The sequence below is a fragment of the Frigoribacterium sp. AC512 genome (assembly GCF_979258295.1).
In genome coordinates this window covers 2,103,582-2,119,546 of sequence record NZ_OZ409850.1, presented here as the reverse complement: position 1 = coordinate 2,119,546, position 15,965 = coordinate 2,103,582, and the positions used below count along the sequence as shown (strand labels likewise).

Sequence of the window (15,965 nt, the reverse complement as noted above, 5' to 3'; positions counted from 1 at the left end):
ACCCGGTGCGGGGTCAGGCGCCCGTCACGGTGAGCTGCGCGACGACGGGGCGGTGGTCGCTGCCGGCCTCGTCCAGGTCGGTGACGACCTTGTAGCCGGTGGGCATCCAGGACCGCGTCGCGAGGACGTGGTCGATGGGGGTGCCGAGCAGCGGCGGGAGATCGGTGGGCCAGGTGCCCAGGCCGGCGTTCGCGGTCGTCACCCCGACGTCGCGGCAGCGGCCGAGGGCGCCGCCCGCGGTCCCGAGGCCGGCCATGTGGTCGAGGGTGGCGTTGAAGTCGCCCGCCATGATGACGTTCCCGTCTGCGCAGGCGTCCGCGAGGTACCGGAGGCCCGCCTCCCACGGGTCCATCTGCGCGGTCGTGGGCGCGACCGGGTGGGCCGCGACGATCACCGGCCCGACGCCCGAGACCGGGGTGGCGACCACCGAGGGCATGAGCGGCGTCGTCTCGACGGCGGTGCCGTCCTCGGCCAGGGCGACCGCGTACTCGCCGAGGGCCGCCGCGATGAGCAACGAGGTCGGCGCCGAGCCGCCCTGGGCGGGGTACTCGACGGTCTTGACGGTCATCGGCAACCCGGCCACGGCCATGGCGTCGGCCACCGCGGTCGCGGTCTCGGCGCTCGTCTCGGGAAGGCTCACGATCTCCGCGCCCTCCTCGACGGCCAGCGCGGCGATCGCCTCGGCGCCGGGCGCGCCTCCCTCGGTGTTCCAGACCACGACCGTCAGGTCGGTCGGCAGCGCCTCGACGAAGTCGTCACGGCCGAGGCCCCTGGCGGCGGCCACGCCGATCGACACGGCCCCGAAGACGAGCAGCAGCACCCCGAGGGAGGCGGCGATCGACCGGAGCGGACGAGCCGCGATCCCGACGACGAACAGGACCACGGCCAGCGCACCGGCGACGGCCGCTGCCGCACCGCGGAACGAGACCAGCTGGGCGACCGGCCACGTCCTCTGGAGGTCGAGCTGCTGCGGCCAGAGCAGGACGAACAGGGCAGCGGCGACCGCGAGGACGATGACGAAGGCGACGAGACGACGGATCATGGCGGGACCGAGCATAGGCGACCGCCCGTCCTGTGCCGGGAGGACGCTCGGGCGGGCCGGAGCAGGGTCGGCCTACGATGAGGGGATGTCCCACCGCCCGATCGACCTGCACACCCACAGCAGCGTCTCGGACGGCACGGAGACCCCCGCCGAGCTCGTGGCCGCGGCCGTCTCCGCGGACCTCGCCGTCGTGGCCCTCACGGACCACGACTCGACGGCCGGCTGGTCCGAGGCCACCCGGGCCGTCGCGGGCACCGGCCTGACGCTCGTCCCGGGCATGGAGATGAGCACGAGGCTCGGCATGAACAGCGTGCACATGCTCGCCTACCTGTTCGACCCCGAGGACGCCGACCTCGTCGCCGAGACCGCACGCCTGCGCGACAGCCGGCTGCACCGGGCCGAGCGCATCGTCGAGAGGATCGCGGCGGACTACGACGTGAGCTGGGCCGACGTCCTGGCCCAGTCGACGCCGGGCGCGACCCTGGGGCGGCCCCACATCGCGGACGCTCTCGTCGCCGCGGGCCTCGCGCCCGACCGCAGTGCGGCCTTCGCCGGCATCCTGCACTGGCGCTCCGGCTACTACGAGCCGCACGAGGCGCCCAGCCCGATCGACGCGATCCGGCTCATCCGTGCAGCAGGCGGCGTCCCCGTGATCGCCCACCCGGCGACGCGCGGGCGTGACACGAACATCTCGGCGCGCTCGTTCGAGCAGCTCGTCGAGGCGGGCCTGCTCGGGGTGGAGGTGCGGCACCGCGAGAACACGGAGGCGGGCGCCGAGCGCCTGCGCGAGCTCGCGACCCGCCACGACCTCATCATGACCGGGTCGAGCGACTACCACGGGACGGGCAAGCCCAACCGGCTGGGCGAGAACAGCACGGACCCCGAGCAGCTGGCGCGCATCGTCGACGCCGCGACCGGCTGGCGACCCGTCGAGGGCTGATCCTCCTGGGGTGCGCCGTCGGGCGCGGTCGGTCCGGCCGACGAGCGCGGCGGGCGACGACGGAGGCCCCGCACCGTGTCGGTGCGGGGCCTCGGGGTCGAGCGGGGCAGGTGCTACGACGCGGGGGCGTCGCCGGCCGGGCGCCGACGACGCGTGCGGCTGCGTCGGCGAGGGGCCTCGCCGTCGCCGGCGGGCGCTGCCGTCGGGGCCTCGGTGGGCGCCTGGTCGCGGCGGGGCGCCTGGTCGCGACGCGACGACTGCTCGCCCCCGCGACGACCGGACTCGCCCTCGGCGCTGCGCGACCGGCTGCGCGAGCCGGGGTTGCGCTCGCGGGCCGTGGCGGCGCCGCCCTCGACGGCGGCCTTCGGGGCCGACTTGAGGCGTCCCTTCGTGCCGACGGGGATGTCGAGGTCCTCGAAGAGGTGGGGGCTCGACGAGTACGTCTCGACGGGCTCGGGCTGGCCCATGTCGAGGGCACGGTCGATGAGGGCCCACTTGTGCAGGTCGTCCCAGTCGACGAACGTGACCGCGATGCCGGTCTTGCCCGCGCGGCCCGTCCGGCCGGCACGGTGCAGGTACGTGTCGTGGTCGTCGGGGACCGTGTGGTTGATCACGTGCGTCACGTCGTTCACGTCGATGCCGCGTGCCGCGACGTCGGTCGCGATCAGGATGTCCTTCTTGCCGGCCTTGAAGGCCGCCATCGCGCGCTCGCGCTGCTCCTGGTTCAGGTCGCCGTGCACGGCGGCGGCGTTGAAGCCGCGGTCGTTCAGCTCTTCGACCAGCTTCGCGGCGGCGCGCTTCGTGCGGGTGAAGACGACGGTCTTGCCGCGGCCCTCGGCCTGCAGGATGCGCGCGATGACCTCGTCCTTGTCGAGCGAGTGGGCCCGGTAGACGACGTGCTTGATGTTCGCCTGCGTCAGGCCCTCGTCGGGGTCGGTGGCGCGGATGTGGATCGGCTTCGTCATGAAGCGGCGGGCCAGCGCCACGATCGGGCCGGGCATCGTCGCCGAGAACAACATGGTGTGGCGCGTCGCCGGCACCTGCTGGAAGATCTTCTCGATGTCGCTGAGGAAGCCCAGGTCGAGCATCTTGTCGGCCTCGTCGAGCACCACTTCCTGCACGCCCTTGAGGTCGAGGAGGCGCTGGCCGGCCAGGTCGAGGAGGCGCCCGGGGGTGCCCACCACGATCTGCGCGCCGGCCTTGAGCTGCTCGACCTGGCCCTCGTAGGCCTTGCCGCCGTAGATGCTGACGACCTTGGTGTCGCGGTTCGACGTGGCCACCACGAGGTCCTCGGCGACCTGCACGCAGAGCTCCCGGGTCGGGACGACGACCAGCACCTTGACGCCGGGCTCGGGGGAGAGGCCGATGCGCTGGACGATGGGGAGGCCGAAGCCGAGGGTCTTGCCGGTGCCCGTCTTGGCCTGGCCGATGATGTCCTGGCCGGAGAGCGCGAGCGGGATGGTCTGGGTCTGGATGGGGAACGGTTCGAGGATCCCCTTCGCAGCCAGTGCGTCGACCATGTCCTGGTCGATCTGAAGATCGGTGAAAGTCACGTAGTTGCCCTGTCTCATGTGTAGGCGGATCGCGGACAGTTTAGCCCGTCGTGCGGCCACGACCCCCGGACCCCGTAAGCTTGCGGCGTGGTGTCATGGAAGGGCCGGAGGTCTCAGCGCGGCGTCCCGTCCATCCAGTGGCCGCGGCCCGCCTCCAAGGCTGTGCCCGTGAACCGGGTCGAGCTCGGCGACTTCACCCCAGACCTCGACGTCTACCTCGGTCAGGCCGCCTACCTCGAGCTGTCCCTCTTCGAGGGCCTCGGCCGTGCCGCGGAGTCCGCCCCGCACGTGCGCGCGCAGCGGATGACCGCCCGTGTGGCCGGCAGCACCCTCGACCGGCACCGGGGCCTGCTCGCCGAGATCGAGCGCACGGGAGGCGACCCGACGGTCTCGATGGAGCCTCACCGCCACGCCGTGGACGAGTTCCGCCGACGCACCGAGGGCGCCGACTGGCACGAGGCGATCCTCGCCTCCTACGTCGCCGCCGGTCTGCTGAACGACGTGTTCGTCCGACTGGCGGCGGGCCTGGCCGCCGACCACCGCGAGCGCATCGTTCGCGTGCTGGAGGCGGGGGACGACGAGTCCGCCATCGTGGCCGAGCTCTCGACGGCCATCGAGGACGACCCGCAGCTCGCCTCGCGCCTGGCCCTGTGGGGCCGCCGACTCGTCGGCGACACGCTGCTCGTGGCCCGCGCGGCGATCTCCGCCTCGCACGAGTCGGCCGACGACGAGCGGCTCGAGCCGGTCTTCACCGAGCTCGTGGCGGCGCACACGCGCCGGATGGACGCACTCGGCCTCACGGCCTGACGGCACGGCGCCACCGGGCAGCCCTCGCGGCGTCAGCCCCGCATGAGGCGGGCGAGCAGGTCGCCGTCGCGGCGCCTCCTCGCCGTCGCCGCGACGCGGCAGACCACGATCGCGACGACGCCCGACAGCACGAGCGAGACGACCCAGATCCAGCCGCCGTCGGGCGTCAGCCCCGCCAGGAGGAGGACCTGCCAGGCGACGGCCGCGACGGACGCCGCGGCCGCGGGGGCCAGGAGCACCCCGCGGGTGTCGTGGGCCGGCAGCGCGAAGTGGGCGACGAAGCCCAGCAGCGCGCCGCCGAGCACGACGAAGAGGAGCTCCATGTCAGCTGACGAAGCCGACGCGGCGGTTCTCGTCGGAGCCGACCTCGACGTAGGCGAGGGAGGCGGTGGGCACGAGGTAGGTCTTGCCCTTCGAGCCGGCGAGGGTGACGTACGTCTTGCTGCCGTCGAGGGCGTCGGCGACGATCGCCTCGACCTCGGCCGCGGTCTGCGACGTCTCGAAGCTGATCTCACGGGGGCTGTTGGTGATGCCGATGCGAATGTCCACGTCGCCACGATATCCGACCGGGCCCGGTGCGGCCTGACGCGTTCACCGAGAGCGCAAGCGGCGTCGCGGGACCGACCCGCGCCGCTCCTCGGTGTCGGCGGCAGCCGCTAGCGTCGACCACATGGTGACGACCTCCTTCCGCCCGGTCGCGGGCACCGACACCAGGCCGTCGGTCGAGCTCGACGCGTCCCAGCGGGCGGTGCTCGAACTGCCCGACGGCGTCTCCGCCGCGGTGATCGGGGCCCCGGGCACCGGCAAGACGACCGCCCTCGTCGAGTTCGTCGCCGACCGGCTCGAGACCCGGGGCTGGGCACCCGGCTCCGTGACGGCGCTGACGCCGTCCCGCACGACGGCCACGCGCCTCCGCGACGTCCTGGCCTCCCGGCTCGACGTGCCCACCCCCGGCCCGCTCGCGCGGACGGTCTCCTCCCTCGCCTTCGACGTGGTCGGCCACGCCGCCCGTCTCGCGGGCGCCGAGCCGCCCGCGCTCCTCACCGGGGGAGACCACGACTCGGTCGTGCGCTCGATGCTCGAGGGCCACGAGGCCGACGGCACGGGCCCTCGGTGGCCCGACGACCTCGGCCCCCGCGTCCGCGTGCTCCGGGGGTTCCGCACCGAGCTGCGCGAGGTGATGATGCGTGCGACCGAGCAGGGCCTCTCGCCCGACGACCTGCGTCGGCTCTCCGCGGCGCGCGACCGGCCCGAGTGGGGCGCCGTCGCCGACTTCGTCGACGAGTACCACGGCGTCGTCGACGCCATGCCGGGCCGCCGGCTCGACTCGGCCGAGCTCGTCGACTGGGCCGTGGCGGCGCTCGACCGCGGCGAGACCGCACCGGTCGTCGACGGCCTCCGTGCCGTGCTCGTCGACGACGCCCAGGAGGCCACCGAGTCCACTGTCGCCCTGCTCCGCGCCCTGGCGCGCCGCGGGGTCGCCGTGATCGCGCTCGGCGATCCCGACCTGGCCACGAGCGCGTTCCGCGGCGGCAGCCCCGACGTGCTCGGCCGGCTCGGTCAGCGGCTCGGCCTGCCCGACGCGCGGACGCTGTGGCTGTCGACCGCGCACCGGCACGACCCGCCGCTCCGGGAGCTCGTGCAGCGGGTCACCGCGCGCATCGGCACGGCCGGCGCCGGGCGCCAGCACGCCGCCGAGCCCGGGCGGCCCGCGGCGGGAGCGCCGGGCGCGCCAGGCCCTCGTCCGGACGGGCAGCCTGACCGTGACGTCCCTCCGGTGCTCTCCGTCCAGGCCGACAGCCCCGCCCACGAGCTCTCGACGGTGGCGCGCGTGCTGCGCGAGCACCACCTCGTCTCCGGCGTCCCGTGGTCGAGCATGATGGTCGTCGTGCGCAGCGGCGGCCAGGTGCCCGGCGTCGCCCGCGGCCTCCAGCTGGCCGACGTCCCCACGCGCACCTCGGCGGCGGGCCGCGCGGTCCGTGACGAGCACGGGGCGCGACACCTCCTGCTGGCCGCCTCGGTGGCCGTCGGGCGGGACGAGCTCACGGCCGAGCTGGCGGCCGAGCTCCTGCTCGGCCCGCTCGCGGGCTTCGACGCGCTGTCCCTGCGTCGCCTCCGGCTCGCCCTGCGGGCGGACGAGCTCGCGGGGGGAGGCACGCGCTCCGCCGACGCTCTCCTCGTCGAGGCGCTCGCCGGGCCGGGGCGCTTCGCGACGATCGACTCGAGGCCGGCGGCCCGGGCGGGCCGCTTCGCGGCCAGCCTCGACGGCGCCCGTCGCGAGGCCGCGGCCGGCGCGAGCATCGAGGAGGTCCTCTGGGGGCTCTGGGACCGCAGCGGCCTCGCGCGCGAGTGGAGCGACCGCGCCGCGGGCCGGGGGATCGTGGCGGCCGAGGCCGACCGGCACCTCGACGGGGTGGTCGCGCTGTTCACGGCGGCGAAGCGGTTCGTCGAGCGCACCCCCGAGGCCCCGGCCGTCGGGTTCCTCGACGCCCTGCTCGGCGCCGAGGTGCCCGAGGACACCCTCTCGCCGCAGGCGTCCGCCGAGTCGGTGCTCGTCTGCACCCCGTCCGCTGCCGTGGGCCTCGAGGTCGACGTCGTCGTCGCAGCCCGCCTGCAGGACGGCGTGTGGCCGAACCTCCGGGTGCGCGGCGCCCTGCTCGGCCCCGACGACCTCGTCGACGCGGCGCAGGCGGGCGAGGTACCAGACCAGGGGCCGACCCCGGTCGACGCCCGTGCCGCCGTGCTCAGCGACGAGCTGCGCATGTTCGCGCTCACGGTCTCGCGAGCGCGTCGCCAGGTCGTCCTCTCCTGCACCTCCGACGACGACGAAGGGCCGTCGGTCTTCTTCCGGCTGCTGCCGACCGACGCGCCGTCGCCGTCCGGGGGGCACCCGCTCTCGCTCCGCGGCCTCGTGGGGCACCTCCGGCACGTCGTGGTCGAGTCGGCCCACCAGGGCCGCGCGGAGTCGGCGACGGCGGGCCTCGCCCGTCTCGCCGCGGCCGGCGTCGCCGGGGCGCACCCGGGCGAGTGGTACGGCCTCGCCGAGCCGAGCACGTCGGCGCCCCTGGTCGACCTCTCCGAGCCCGAGGCCCACGTCGCGGTCTCGCCCTCCCAGCTCGGCTCGTTCGAGGAGTGCCCGCTGCACTGGTTCGTCGACCGGTTCGGCGGATCGGCGCCGAACGCCTCGATGGGCATCGGCACGGTCCTCCACTCCGTCATGGAGCACGCGCTCGACACCGACGTCGAGGCCCTGTGGGACGCGGTCGAGGAGCGCTGGGACGAGCTCGACTTCGAGTCGCCCTGGATCGCCGAGGCCGAGAAGCGCCGAGCCCGACAGATGACCGAGAGCCTCGCCTCCTACCTGCGCGACTTCGCGCAGTCGGGCGGAGAGCTGATCGGGGCGGAGTCGACGTTCACCCTCGACACCGGTCCGGCGCGCCTCCGTGGCTCGATCGACCGGGTCGAGCGCACCCGCGACGGCGCCGCGGTCATCGTCGACCTCAAGACCGGGCGGGCCGCGCCGACGTCGTCGGCGGCCATCGCGGCCCACCCGCAGCTCGGCAGCTACCAGCTCGCCCTCGCCGACGGCGCGATCGACAGCGTGCCGGAGGGGACGCCGCCGGGCGGAGCGAAGCTCGTCGTCGTGTCGTCCGGCGTGCGGGGCAAGCTCTACCGGGAACCCGCCCAGGCCGCCTTCGACGCCGAGATGCTCCAGGAGTTCCGCGGCCGCGTCGAGGCCGCGGCCGAGGGCATGGCGGGGCAGGTCTTCCTGGCCCGTCTCGACGAGCACTGCGAGGGCAGGACCGGCGGCTCCTGCCGCATCCACGTCGTCGGCGAGGTCAGCTCATGAGGCTGTCGGCGGTCGACGTGGCCGTGCGGCTCGGCCTCCCCGAGCCGACGCCCGAGCAGCAGGCCGTCATCGAGGCCCCGCTCGTGCCCGCCCTCGTGGTCGCGGGCGCCGGCAGCGGCAAGACCGAGACCATGGCCAACCGGGTCGTCTGGCTCCTCGCCAACGGGCACGTCGAGGTCTCGCAGGTGCTCGGCCTGACCTTCACGCGCAAGGCCGCCGGCGAACTGGGCGAACGCATCGAGAAGCGCATCCGCCAGCTCGGCGAGGCGGGGCTGCTGGGCGACGACCCCGACCCGTTCGACGTCCCCACCGTGTCGACGTACAACGCCTTCGCCAACGGGGTGTTCCGCGACGACGCCCTCCGCGTGGGCCGCGAGCCCGAGTCGCAGGTGCTCGGCGAGGCCTCGGCCTGGCAGCTGGCGCGGTCGCTGGTCGTCGCGAGCCGCGACGACCGCCTCGCCGGGCTCGGACGCAGCGTCGACTCCCTGACGGAGGCGGTGCTCCGGCTGAGCCACGCCCTCAGCGAGAACGTGGCCGACGGCGACGACGTGCTCCGTCTCAGCGACCGGTTCCTCGACCTCGCGGGCCTGCCCTCTGCCAAGGGGTCGGCCTACAAGTCGGTCACCGACGCGGTCGCCGCGGTGTCGGCGCTGCCTCCGCTCGTGGCGCTCGCCGAGCAGTTCGCCGACGAGAAGGCGCGTCGGGGCCTCGTCGAGTACTCCGACCAGGTCGCGCTCGCCCTCGACGTCTGCGACACGGCTCCCGAGGTCGTGGACGCGATGCGCGCGCGCTTCCGCGTCGTGCTCCTCGACGAGTACCAGGACACGAGCGTCGTGCAGACGCGCCTGCTGTCGCGTCTGTTCGCCACCACGGGCGTGATGGCGGTCGGCGACCCGCACCAGTCCATCTACGGCTTCCGGGGCGCCTCCGCGGCGAACCTCGGCCGGTTCCCCGTCGACTTCGGGGCCGAGCCCGACGCCGTCTACAGCCTCTCGACGAGCTGGCGCAACTCCCGGGGCGTGCTCGACGCCGCCAACGTCGTGGTGGCCGAGCTGGCGGCGGCGTCCGAGGTGCCGGTCGGCGAGCTGCGAGCCCGGCCGACGGCCCCCGAGGGCCGGGTCGAGACCCTCTTCGAGCAGACCCTGCCGGCCGAGGCGGACCAGGTCGCGGCCTGGTTCGCCCGCGAGCTCGCCGCCCCGCCCGTCGTCGACGGCGTCCCGTCGCCGCGCACGGCGGCGCTGCTGTTCCGGTCCAAGAAGACGATGCCCGCCTTCGTCGAGGCCCTCGCCGAGCACGGGGTGCCCTACCGGGTGCTCGGCGTCGGCGGGCTCCTGCAGCGCCCCGAGGTCGTCGACCTGGTGTCCTGCCTCCGGGTGCTCCACGACCCCTCGGCCGGGTCCGAGCTCATCCGGCTCATGACGGGTGCGCGCTGGCGGATCGGCCTGCACGACGTCGCGGCGCTCCGGTCCGTCGCCTCCTGGCTGTTCGCCCACGACCACGCGCAGCAGGTGCTGGGCGACGAGGTCGCCGCGGGCTTCCGTGCCTCCGTCGCCGTGGGCGAGCACGGCTCCCTGGTCGACGCGCTCGACTTCGTCGCCACGGCGCCCGACGGGCACGGACAACTGCGCGGGCTGAGCGACGAGGGCCTCGCCCGGATGCGACGGCTGGGCTCGCAGCTGGCGTTCCTGCGGGGGCGCACGGGCCTCGACCTGGTCGACCTCGTGACGCTGGTGCAGCAGGAGATGCTGCTCGACGTCGAGGTCGCGGCCGCCACCGGGCAGGGCCACGGCGGCGCGTGGCTGCAGGCCTTCGAGGACGAGCTGACGGGCTACGTCGCGGCGGACGAGAACGCCGCCCTCGGCGGCTTCCTCTCCTGGCTGGCCGCGGCCGAGCGGCGCGACGACATGGGGCCGAGATCGGACGACGGTGAGCCCGGCACCGTCCAGCTGCTCACGGTGCACGGCTCCAAGGGCCTCGAGTGGGACCTCGTCGCGGTGCCGCGCCTCGTCGAGGGGGAGCTGCCCGGCACGTCGCGCGAGGGCGTCGGCTGGCTCGGCTTCGGCGAGCTGCCCTACGAGTTCCGTGGCGACGCCGCCGAGCTGCCGGACCTCGCGTGGCGCTCCGTCGACGACCAGAAGGAGTTCGACCAGCGGCTCGCGGCCTTCAAGGACGACCTCCGGCGTCGGCACCTCTCCGAGGAGAGGCGCCTCGCGTACGTCGCGTTCACCCGAGCGAAGGAGGCCCTGCTGCTCAGCGGGTCGTTCTGGTCGTCGACGGTGAAGCCCCGGCAGCCGAGCAGATACCTGGCCGAGCTGGTGGAGGCGGGCCTCGTCCCGGTCGACGCGGTGCCGGCCGAGCCCGACGACGAGTCCGATCCTCTCGCCCAGTCGTCGCGCGAGCTGGTCTGGCCCGTCGACCCGCTGGGCCCGAGGCGCGCACGGGTCGAGCGCGCCGCGGTGCGGGTCGGGCGCACCCTCCGGGCTCGCGAGTCGGCGGAGTCCGGCACCGGCGAGGTGGTCGACGCGGCGGCCCGGCGGCAGGAGGACGTGGGGCCGTGGGCCGACGACATCGACCTGCTCCTGCTCGAGCGAGAGGCCGTCCGTCGGCGGGCCGGCAGCATCGACCTGCCGCAGCGCATCCCGGCGTCCCGCTTCAAGGACTACGTGAGCGACCCCTCCGGCGTCGCCTCGTCCCTCCGCCGTCCGCTGCCGGAGCGCCCCTACCGGGCGACGCGCCTCGGCACCCTGTTCCACGAGTGGGTCGAGCAGCGGTACCGGCCGACCGGCCGCGCCGAGCTGCTCGACGCGTGGGGTCTCGAGCTCGACCTCGACGACGACGAGGAGCGCGGCGGGAACGGACTCGTCGATCCCGACGACGCGCGCCGTCTGGTCGAGCTCCAGGCCACCTTCGAGGGGTCTCCCTGGGCCCGGCTCGAGCCGGTCGAGGTGGAGCTGGAGGTCCATCTGCCGCTCGGACGGCGGACGGTCATCTGCAAGATCGACGCCGTCTTCGAGCGGGAGGGGCGCCTCCAGGTGGTCGACTGGAAGACCGGTCGAGCCCCGACGGACGACGCAGACCTCGCGCTGCGGCAGCTGCAGCTCGCCCTCTACCGCGAGGCGTACTCGGCGTTCCGCGGCGTGCCGGCGGACGACATCGACGCGGCCTTCTACTTCGTGGCGGACGACGTCGTGGTCGAGCCCCGGCACATCGCGGACAGGGACGAGCTCTCGGCCCTCTGGGACGCGGTGGAGGCAGGGGGCCAGGCCGAGCTGCCCGCCGGCTAGACGAGTCGGGTCGGACACGGCCCGGCCGAGGGCCGTCCCCACCGTGTCTCAGCCGGCCCGACCATGTCTCAGCCGGTCCGGCCGTCAGCGCGACCGGGGCATCAGCCGTGCCGGCGCTCGGTGGTCGAGAGCAGCTCCTCGACGCCGTCGAGGTCGAGCGCGGCCGTCGAGTCCGACGAGATCGACACCCCGTCGGGAGACTGCAGCCGGTCGACCAGGGCGGCCATCATGCCGACCGCGTCGTCGACGACGGCGGTGTTCTTCGTGGCGGTGCCGTGCAGCAGCCACTTCGCCGTGTCGAGCTCACGGTAGAGGGTGGCGCGACGACGGAGCTGGTGGTCGCTCGTGCCCCGGGCGTCGTTGTAGGCCGAGAAGGCGGAGTCGACGGCCTCGGAGCCGGCGCCGAGCAGCCAGGCGAGGTCGCGGGCAGGGTCGCCGACCTGCAGGTCGTGCCAGCCCAGGACGCCGGTGACGGCGCCGTCCAGGACGAGGAAGGACGCCGCGTCGAGGGATCCGTTGACGACGGTGGGCTGGAACTGCCACAGCACGTGGTCCTGGATCGCCGCCTCCCACCGCTCGAGGAGCGCGGCGGGCAGCAGCCGGGTGGAGGCGGCGCGGTCGACGAGCGAGGCCGTCGACCGCATCGCCTCGAACGGCGTGTGGCTCGTGAGCCCCGCGTCGGTGACGAAGCTGGTCGGCAGGGCGTGGATCGCGGCCACGCCTCGGCCGAGGGCCGTGGGCAGGCCGGAGCCGCCGGTCACCTGGGCCGTGCGGAGATGCGTCCCCGCGATGAAGTCGTAGACGATCCCTCGGGTCCGGCCGACGGGGGCCTGGCCCCGGTAGGACGGGACGGCGAAGGGCAGACGCCCGCGGACGCCCGCGCTGAGGGCCCGGAGGGCGACCAGGTCGGCGGACTGCTGTGCCTCCGCGCGCTGCGACCGGGGGACGCGCACGATGAGCTCGTCGCCGGCCCCCGTCGTGAGCAGCGCGGAGTCGACGTCGCCGGTCGAGGAGCCGTGCGGAGAGGTGGTGCGCACGTCGAGGTCGGCGACGGCGGCCGTGGCCAACGCGGCTAGAGTGAGGTGAGATCTGGCCATGCCCTCAGGGTAGGCCGCAGTGTCCGGTGCTCCGCCGTTCGCCACGCTGTCAACTCGCGATGATTGGTCGTCCGATGTCCTCGCCGCTCACGTCCCGGCTGCCCCTCGCCCGACACCAGGTCGATCGCGACTACCTCACGCGAGAGAGGCCCGACGCGATCCCCGAGCTCCTCGCGGACTCGGGCACGCGCGTGCTCCCCGTGTGGGGCACCCGCCTGCTGATGGCGGGCGGCGACCGTCTCGCCCTCCTGCCCCCGAGCGAGGTCCCCGAGGCGGCCGGTTACCTCTACCTCGGACGGTCGCTCGACCCCGACGCGGCCGAGCCCGTGGGCACGCCCCTGGTCGCGGCCCTGCTCGACGACGAGGCCTCGGCCCGGCTGTCGGCGACCGACGACGACTGGGGCAGCGTCCGCATGTTCGGCACCCGGCTGAGCGACCGGGACGCCGGCCTGGCCGTCGAGGCCGTGGCGCTCGCCAACTGGCACGACTCGCACCGGTTCTCGCCTCGCACCGGCCGTCCCCTCGTCCGCGACAAGGCCGGGTGGGTCGGCCGCGACGCCGACGACGGCCACGAGGTCTTCCCCCGGACCGACCCGGCGATCATCGTGGGCGTCACCGACGCCGAGGACCGCCTCCTGCTCGGCTCGAACGCGCTGTGGGAGTCCAACCGCTGGTCGCTGCTGGCGGGCTTCGTCGAGCCGGGCGAGTCCCTCGAGCACGCGGTCCAGCGCGAGATCTTCGAGGAGAGCGGCGTCAAGGTCGTCGACCCGCGCTACGTGGGGTCGCAGCCCTGGCCGTTCCCGGCCAGCCTCATGCTCGGCTTCACGGCGCGCGTCGACGTCGACGATCCGGGCACCCTCGAGCCCGACGGCGCCGAGATCCTCGACCTGCGCTGGTTCAGCCGCGACGAGCTGGCCGCCTCGCTCGGCGAGGTCCTCCTGCCCGGCCGCACCTCCATCGCACGCGCCATCATCGAGGACTGGTTCGGCGCCGAGCTCGACCAGTGAGCGACGCCGCGTCGCTGATCGCGGGCCTCGACGAGCAACAGCGCGAGGCGGCCAGGCGCCTGCTCGGCCCCGTCTGCCTGCTGGCGGGGGCCGGCACGGGCAAGACCAGGGCGATCACCCACCGGATCGCCTACGGGGTCGCCACCGGCGTGTACGCGCCCGGTCGTGTGATGGCCCTCACGTTCACCTCGCGTGCCGCGGCCGAGCTCCGGGGGCGCCTCCGCCAGCTCGGTGCGGGCGGGGTCTCGGCGCGTACCTTCCACGCCTCGGCCTTGTCGCAACTGTCGTACTTCTGGCCCCAGACGATGGGCGGGCAGATGCCGCGGCTGATCGACAGCAAGGGCAAGCTGCTGGCCCATGCCGCCGAGCGGGTCGGCCTGAAGCTCGACACGGCCTCGCTGCGCGATACCGCCGGCGAGATCGAGTGGCGCAAGGTGTCCCGCCTCACGGTCGAGCAGTACGCCGTCAAGGCGCACTCGCGCAACCTGCCCCCGTCGCTCACCGTCGACAAGGCCGTCGACCTGCACCGCGCCTACGAGGACATCAAGGACGAGCGCCGGCAGCTCGACTTCGAGGACGTCCTCCTGGCGACCGTCGGGATGATGCAGCTCGAGCCCCGCGTGGCGCAGCAGGTCCGTGAGCAGTACCGCTTCTTCGTCGTCGACGAGTACCAGGACGTCTCACCGCTGCAGCAGGAGCTGCTCGAGCTCTGGCTCGGCGACCGCAACGACCTCTGCGTGGTGGGCGACGCGAGCCAGACGATCTACTCGTTCGCCGGGGCCTCGGCCGACTACCTCCTCGGCTTCGGCTCCCGCTACGACGACGCGACGGTCGTCCGGCTCGAGCAGAACTACCGGTCGTCGCGCCAGATCGTCGACACGGCGAACCAGCTGATGCGGGGCCGGCCGGGTGCGCTGCACCTGCACCCGGCGGTCGAGTCGACGGGGCCCGTGCCGCCCGTCGTGCAGTACCCGACCGACATGGCGGAGGCCCGCGGGGTCGCGCAGACGATCGCCGACGAGATCGCGAGCGGCGTCGCGCCGGAGGAGATCGCCGTGCTCTACCGGGTCAACGTGCAGGCCGCGGCGCTGGAGCGCGCCCTGGCCGACGTGGGAGTCTCGACGCGCATCCACGGCGCCACCCGGTTCTTCGACCTCCGAGAGGTCAAGGAGGCGGTGATGATGCTCAAGGGAGCCTCGGTCAGCATCATCGGCGAGCCCCTCTTCAAGACGGTCAGCGACGTGCTGCGCTCCCTCGGCTGGACGCAGGAGGCGCCGGAGCAGCGAGGCGCCCTCCGCGACCGCTGGGAGTCGCTGAACGCCCTCATGGGCCTCGCCGAGGCCTCGCCGGAGGGGACGACCCTGGTGCAGTTCGTGGAGGAGCTGCTGGCGAGGCAGGCCGGACAGCACGAGCCGACGATGGCGGCGGTGACCCTCGCCACCCTGCACTCGGCCAAGGGGCTCGAGTGGCGCAGCGTCTACCTGGTCGGCCTCAGCGAGGGGCTCGTGCCGATCAGCTACGCCCAGGGCCTCGAGGCGATAGACGAGGAGCGACGCCTGCTCTACGTCGGCATCACCCGGGCGCGGGAGCGACTGCGTCTCTCGTGGGCGCCGAGCGGCCAGGGCCGGGGCGGCGAGCGTCGACCGAGCCGGTTCCTGGAGGAGCTCCGCACCCGCAGCCGGGATGGGGCCGCACGATCGACGAGCTGACCTCGTAGGTGTCGAGGTCGATGCGGACGACCTCCGCCGGCTCGGAGCCGCTGACGCGGCCGTCGCCGTCGACGTCGCCCCCGGCGGGGGACGTCGTCGTCGCGAGGACCCGACGGACGGTCCGGACCGCGGCGTCCCGGAGGACGAGCAGGGGAGGCGCGGCGACGGGGAGCGCGGCCAGCTGCCCCGCGATTGCCGGCCACGCACCGTCGCGGTCGCCGTCGTGGAGGTGCAGGCACCGCGCACAGGCCGTCACCCCGGGGACGACGACCGGACCGACGCGGACCGAGCGGTCGCCGACGCGCACGAGGACGTGCGGCACGTCCCGGCGCAGCCACTCGGACACGACGACGGGGTCGAGGGCGAGGCCGCCGACGACGACGCCGACGTGCTGCCGCGCCCCGTCGACCCGACCCGGCGTCGAGGCGGCCGAGGCGGCCGACTCGCCGTCCTCGAGGAGCACGCCGAGGCCGCAGGACTCGAGCACGCGCCCCACCTCGTCGGCCAGGGCACCGCGCCCCGCGAGCCGGACGACCGGGCGGGGTGCCGGAGTGCGCCGTGCCGTGGGGCCGGGGAGGACGACGGGCCCGAGCTGCCTCACGAGGTCGGCGGCCTCGGACCCGTCGCAGCCGACCTGGACCACCACCGCCGAGATGCCCCCGGCCCCGAGGCCGGC

11 protein-coding genes and 1 pseudogene are annotated in these 15,965 nt (G+C 74.4%); 6 read left to right on the top strand and 6 right to left on the bottom strand.

The genetic code is table 11. The features are described from left to right. Positions 1–13: 13 nt before the first annotated feature. Positions 14–1,042, bottom strand: coding sequence for an endonuclease/exonuclease/phosphatase family protein (locus ACZZ97_RS09620; RefSeq protein ID WP_463472998.1), 1,029 nt, complete (start codon positions 1,040–1,042; stop codon positions 14–16). Positions 1,043–1,127: 85 nt separating this feature from the next. Here ACZZ97_RS09620 and ACZZ97_RS09615 point away from each other — a divergent pair, with 85 nt between their 5' ends. After that, positions 1,128–1,982, top strand: a complete 855-nt coding sequence (locus tag ACZZ97_RS09615; RefSeq protein WP_314104135.1) for a PHP domain-containing protein — start codon at positions 1,128–1,130, stop codon at positions 1,980–1,982. Between the two features lie 113 nt (positions 1,983–2,095). Here ACZZ97_RS09615 and ACZZ97_RS09610 read toward each other — a convergent pair whose 3' ends face one another. Further along, positions 2,096–3,535 (bottom strand): DEAD/DEAH box helicase, encoded by a 1,440-nt coding sequence (locus ACZZ97_RS09610; protein WP_463472997.1) that lies wholly within the window; start codon positions 3,533–3,535, stop codon positions 2,096–2,098. A gap of 168 nt (positions 3,536–3,703) precedes the next feature. Between ACZZ97_RS09610 and ACZZ97_RS09605 the strand changes: the two genes are divergently transcribed. Next, positions 3,704–4,342 carry a ferritin-like fold-containing protein gene (locus ACZZ97_RS09605; RefSeq protein ID WP_463472996.1) on the top strand — a complete coding sequence of 213 codons (639 nt, stop codon included), beginning with the start codon at positions 3,704–3,706 and terminating at the stop codon, positions 4,340–4,342. 32 nt (positions 4,343–4,374) lie between these two features. Here the strand turns inward: ACZZ97_RS09605 and ACZZ97_RS09600 are convergent, their stop codons facing one another. Together ACZZ97_RS09600 and ACZZ97_RS09595 are read right to left on the bottom strand one after the other, a co-directional pair. Next, on the bottom strand, positions 4,375–4,665 hold the full coding sequence (locus tag ACZZ97_RS09600) for a hypothetical protein (RefSeq protein ID WP_314104324.1): 291 nt from the start codon (positions 4,663–4,665) through the stop codon (positions 4,375–4,377). A gap of 1 nt (position 4,666) precedes the next feature. Further along, positions 4,667–4,891 (bottom strand): DUF3107 domain-containing protein, encoded by a 225-nt coding sequence (locus tag ACZZ97_RS09595; RefSeq protein WP_123548145.1) that lies wholly within the window; start codon positions 4,889–4,891, stop codon positions 4,667–4,669. Positions 4,892–5,012: 121 nt separating this feature from the next. Between ACZZ97_RS09595 and ACZZ97_RS09590 the strand changes: the two genes are divergently transcribed. Continuing rightward, positions 5,013–8,192, top strand: coding sequence for an ATP-dependent helicase (locus tag ACZZ97_RS09590; protein ID WP_463472995.1), 3,180 nt, complete (start codon positions 5,013–5,015; stop codon positions 8,190–8,192). Beyond that, the gene (locus tag ACZZ97_RS09585) at positions 8,189–11,476 is read left to right on the top strand and encodes a UvrD-helicase domain-containing protein (protein ID WP_463472994.1); all 3,288 of its coding nucleotides are present in this window, start codon (positions 8,189–8,191) and stop codon (positions 11,474–11,476) included. Before ACZZ97_RS09590 ends, ACZZ97_RS09585 begins: the two co-directional genes overlap by 4 nt. Before the next feature lie 101 nt (positions 11,477–11,577). Here ACZZ97_RS09585 and ACZZ97_RS09580 read toward each other — a convergent pair whose 3' ends face one another. Further along, entirely contained in the window at positions 11,578–12,573 is a 996-nt protein-coding gene (locus ACZZ97_RS09580) for a phosphotransferase (protein ID WP_463472993.1), read from the bottom strand. Positions 12,574–12,647: 74 nt separating this feature from the next. Here ACZZ97_RS09580 and nudC point away from each other — a divergent pair, with 74 nt between their 5' ends. Then, positions 12,648–13,580, top strand: a complete 933-nt coding sequence (nudC, locus tag ACZZ97_RS09575; RefSeq protein ID WP_314102038.1) for an NAD(+) diphosphatase — start codon at positions 12,648–12,650, stop codon at positions 13,578–13,580. Further along, positions 13,577–15,289: an ATP-dependent helicase gene (locus tag ACZZ97_RS09570; protein ID WP_463472992.1), complete on the top strand. Its 1,713-nt coding sequence runs from the start codon at positions 13,577–13,579 to the stop codon at positions 15,287–15,289. The genes nudC and ACZZ97_RS09570 overlap by 4 nt, the downstream gene beginning before the upstream one ends. Here the strand turns inward: ACZZ97_RS09570 and ACZZ97_RS09565 are convergent. Continuing rightward, a pseudogene (locus ACZZ97_RS09565) lies at positions 15,288–15,596 on the bottom strand (hypothetical protein); the annotation flags it as partial. The gene ACZZ97_RS09570 and the pseudogene ACZZ97_RS09565 sit on opposite strands and share 2 nt — an antisense overlap. Positions 15,597–15,965 lie beyond the last annotated feature (369 nt).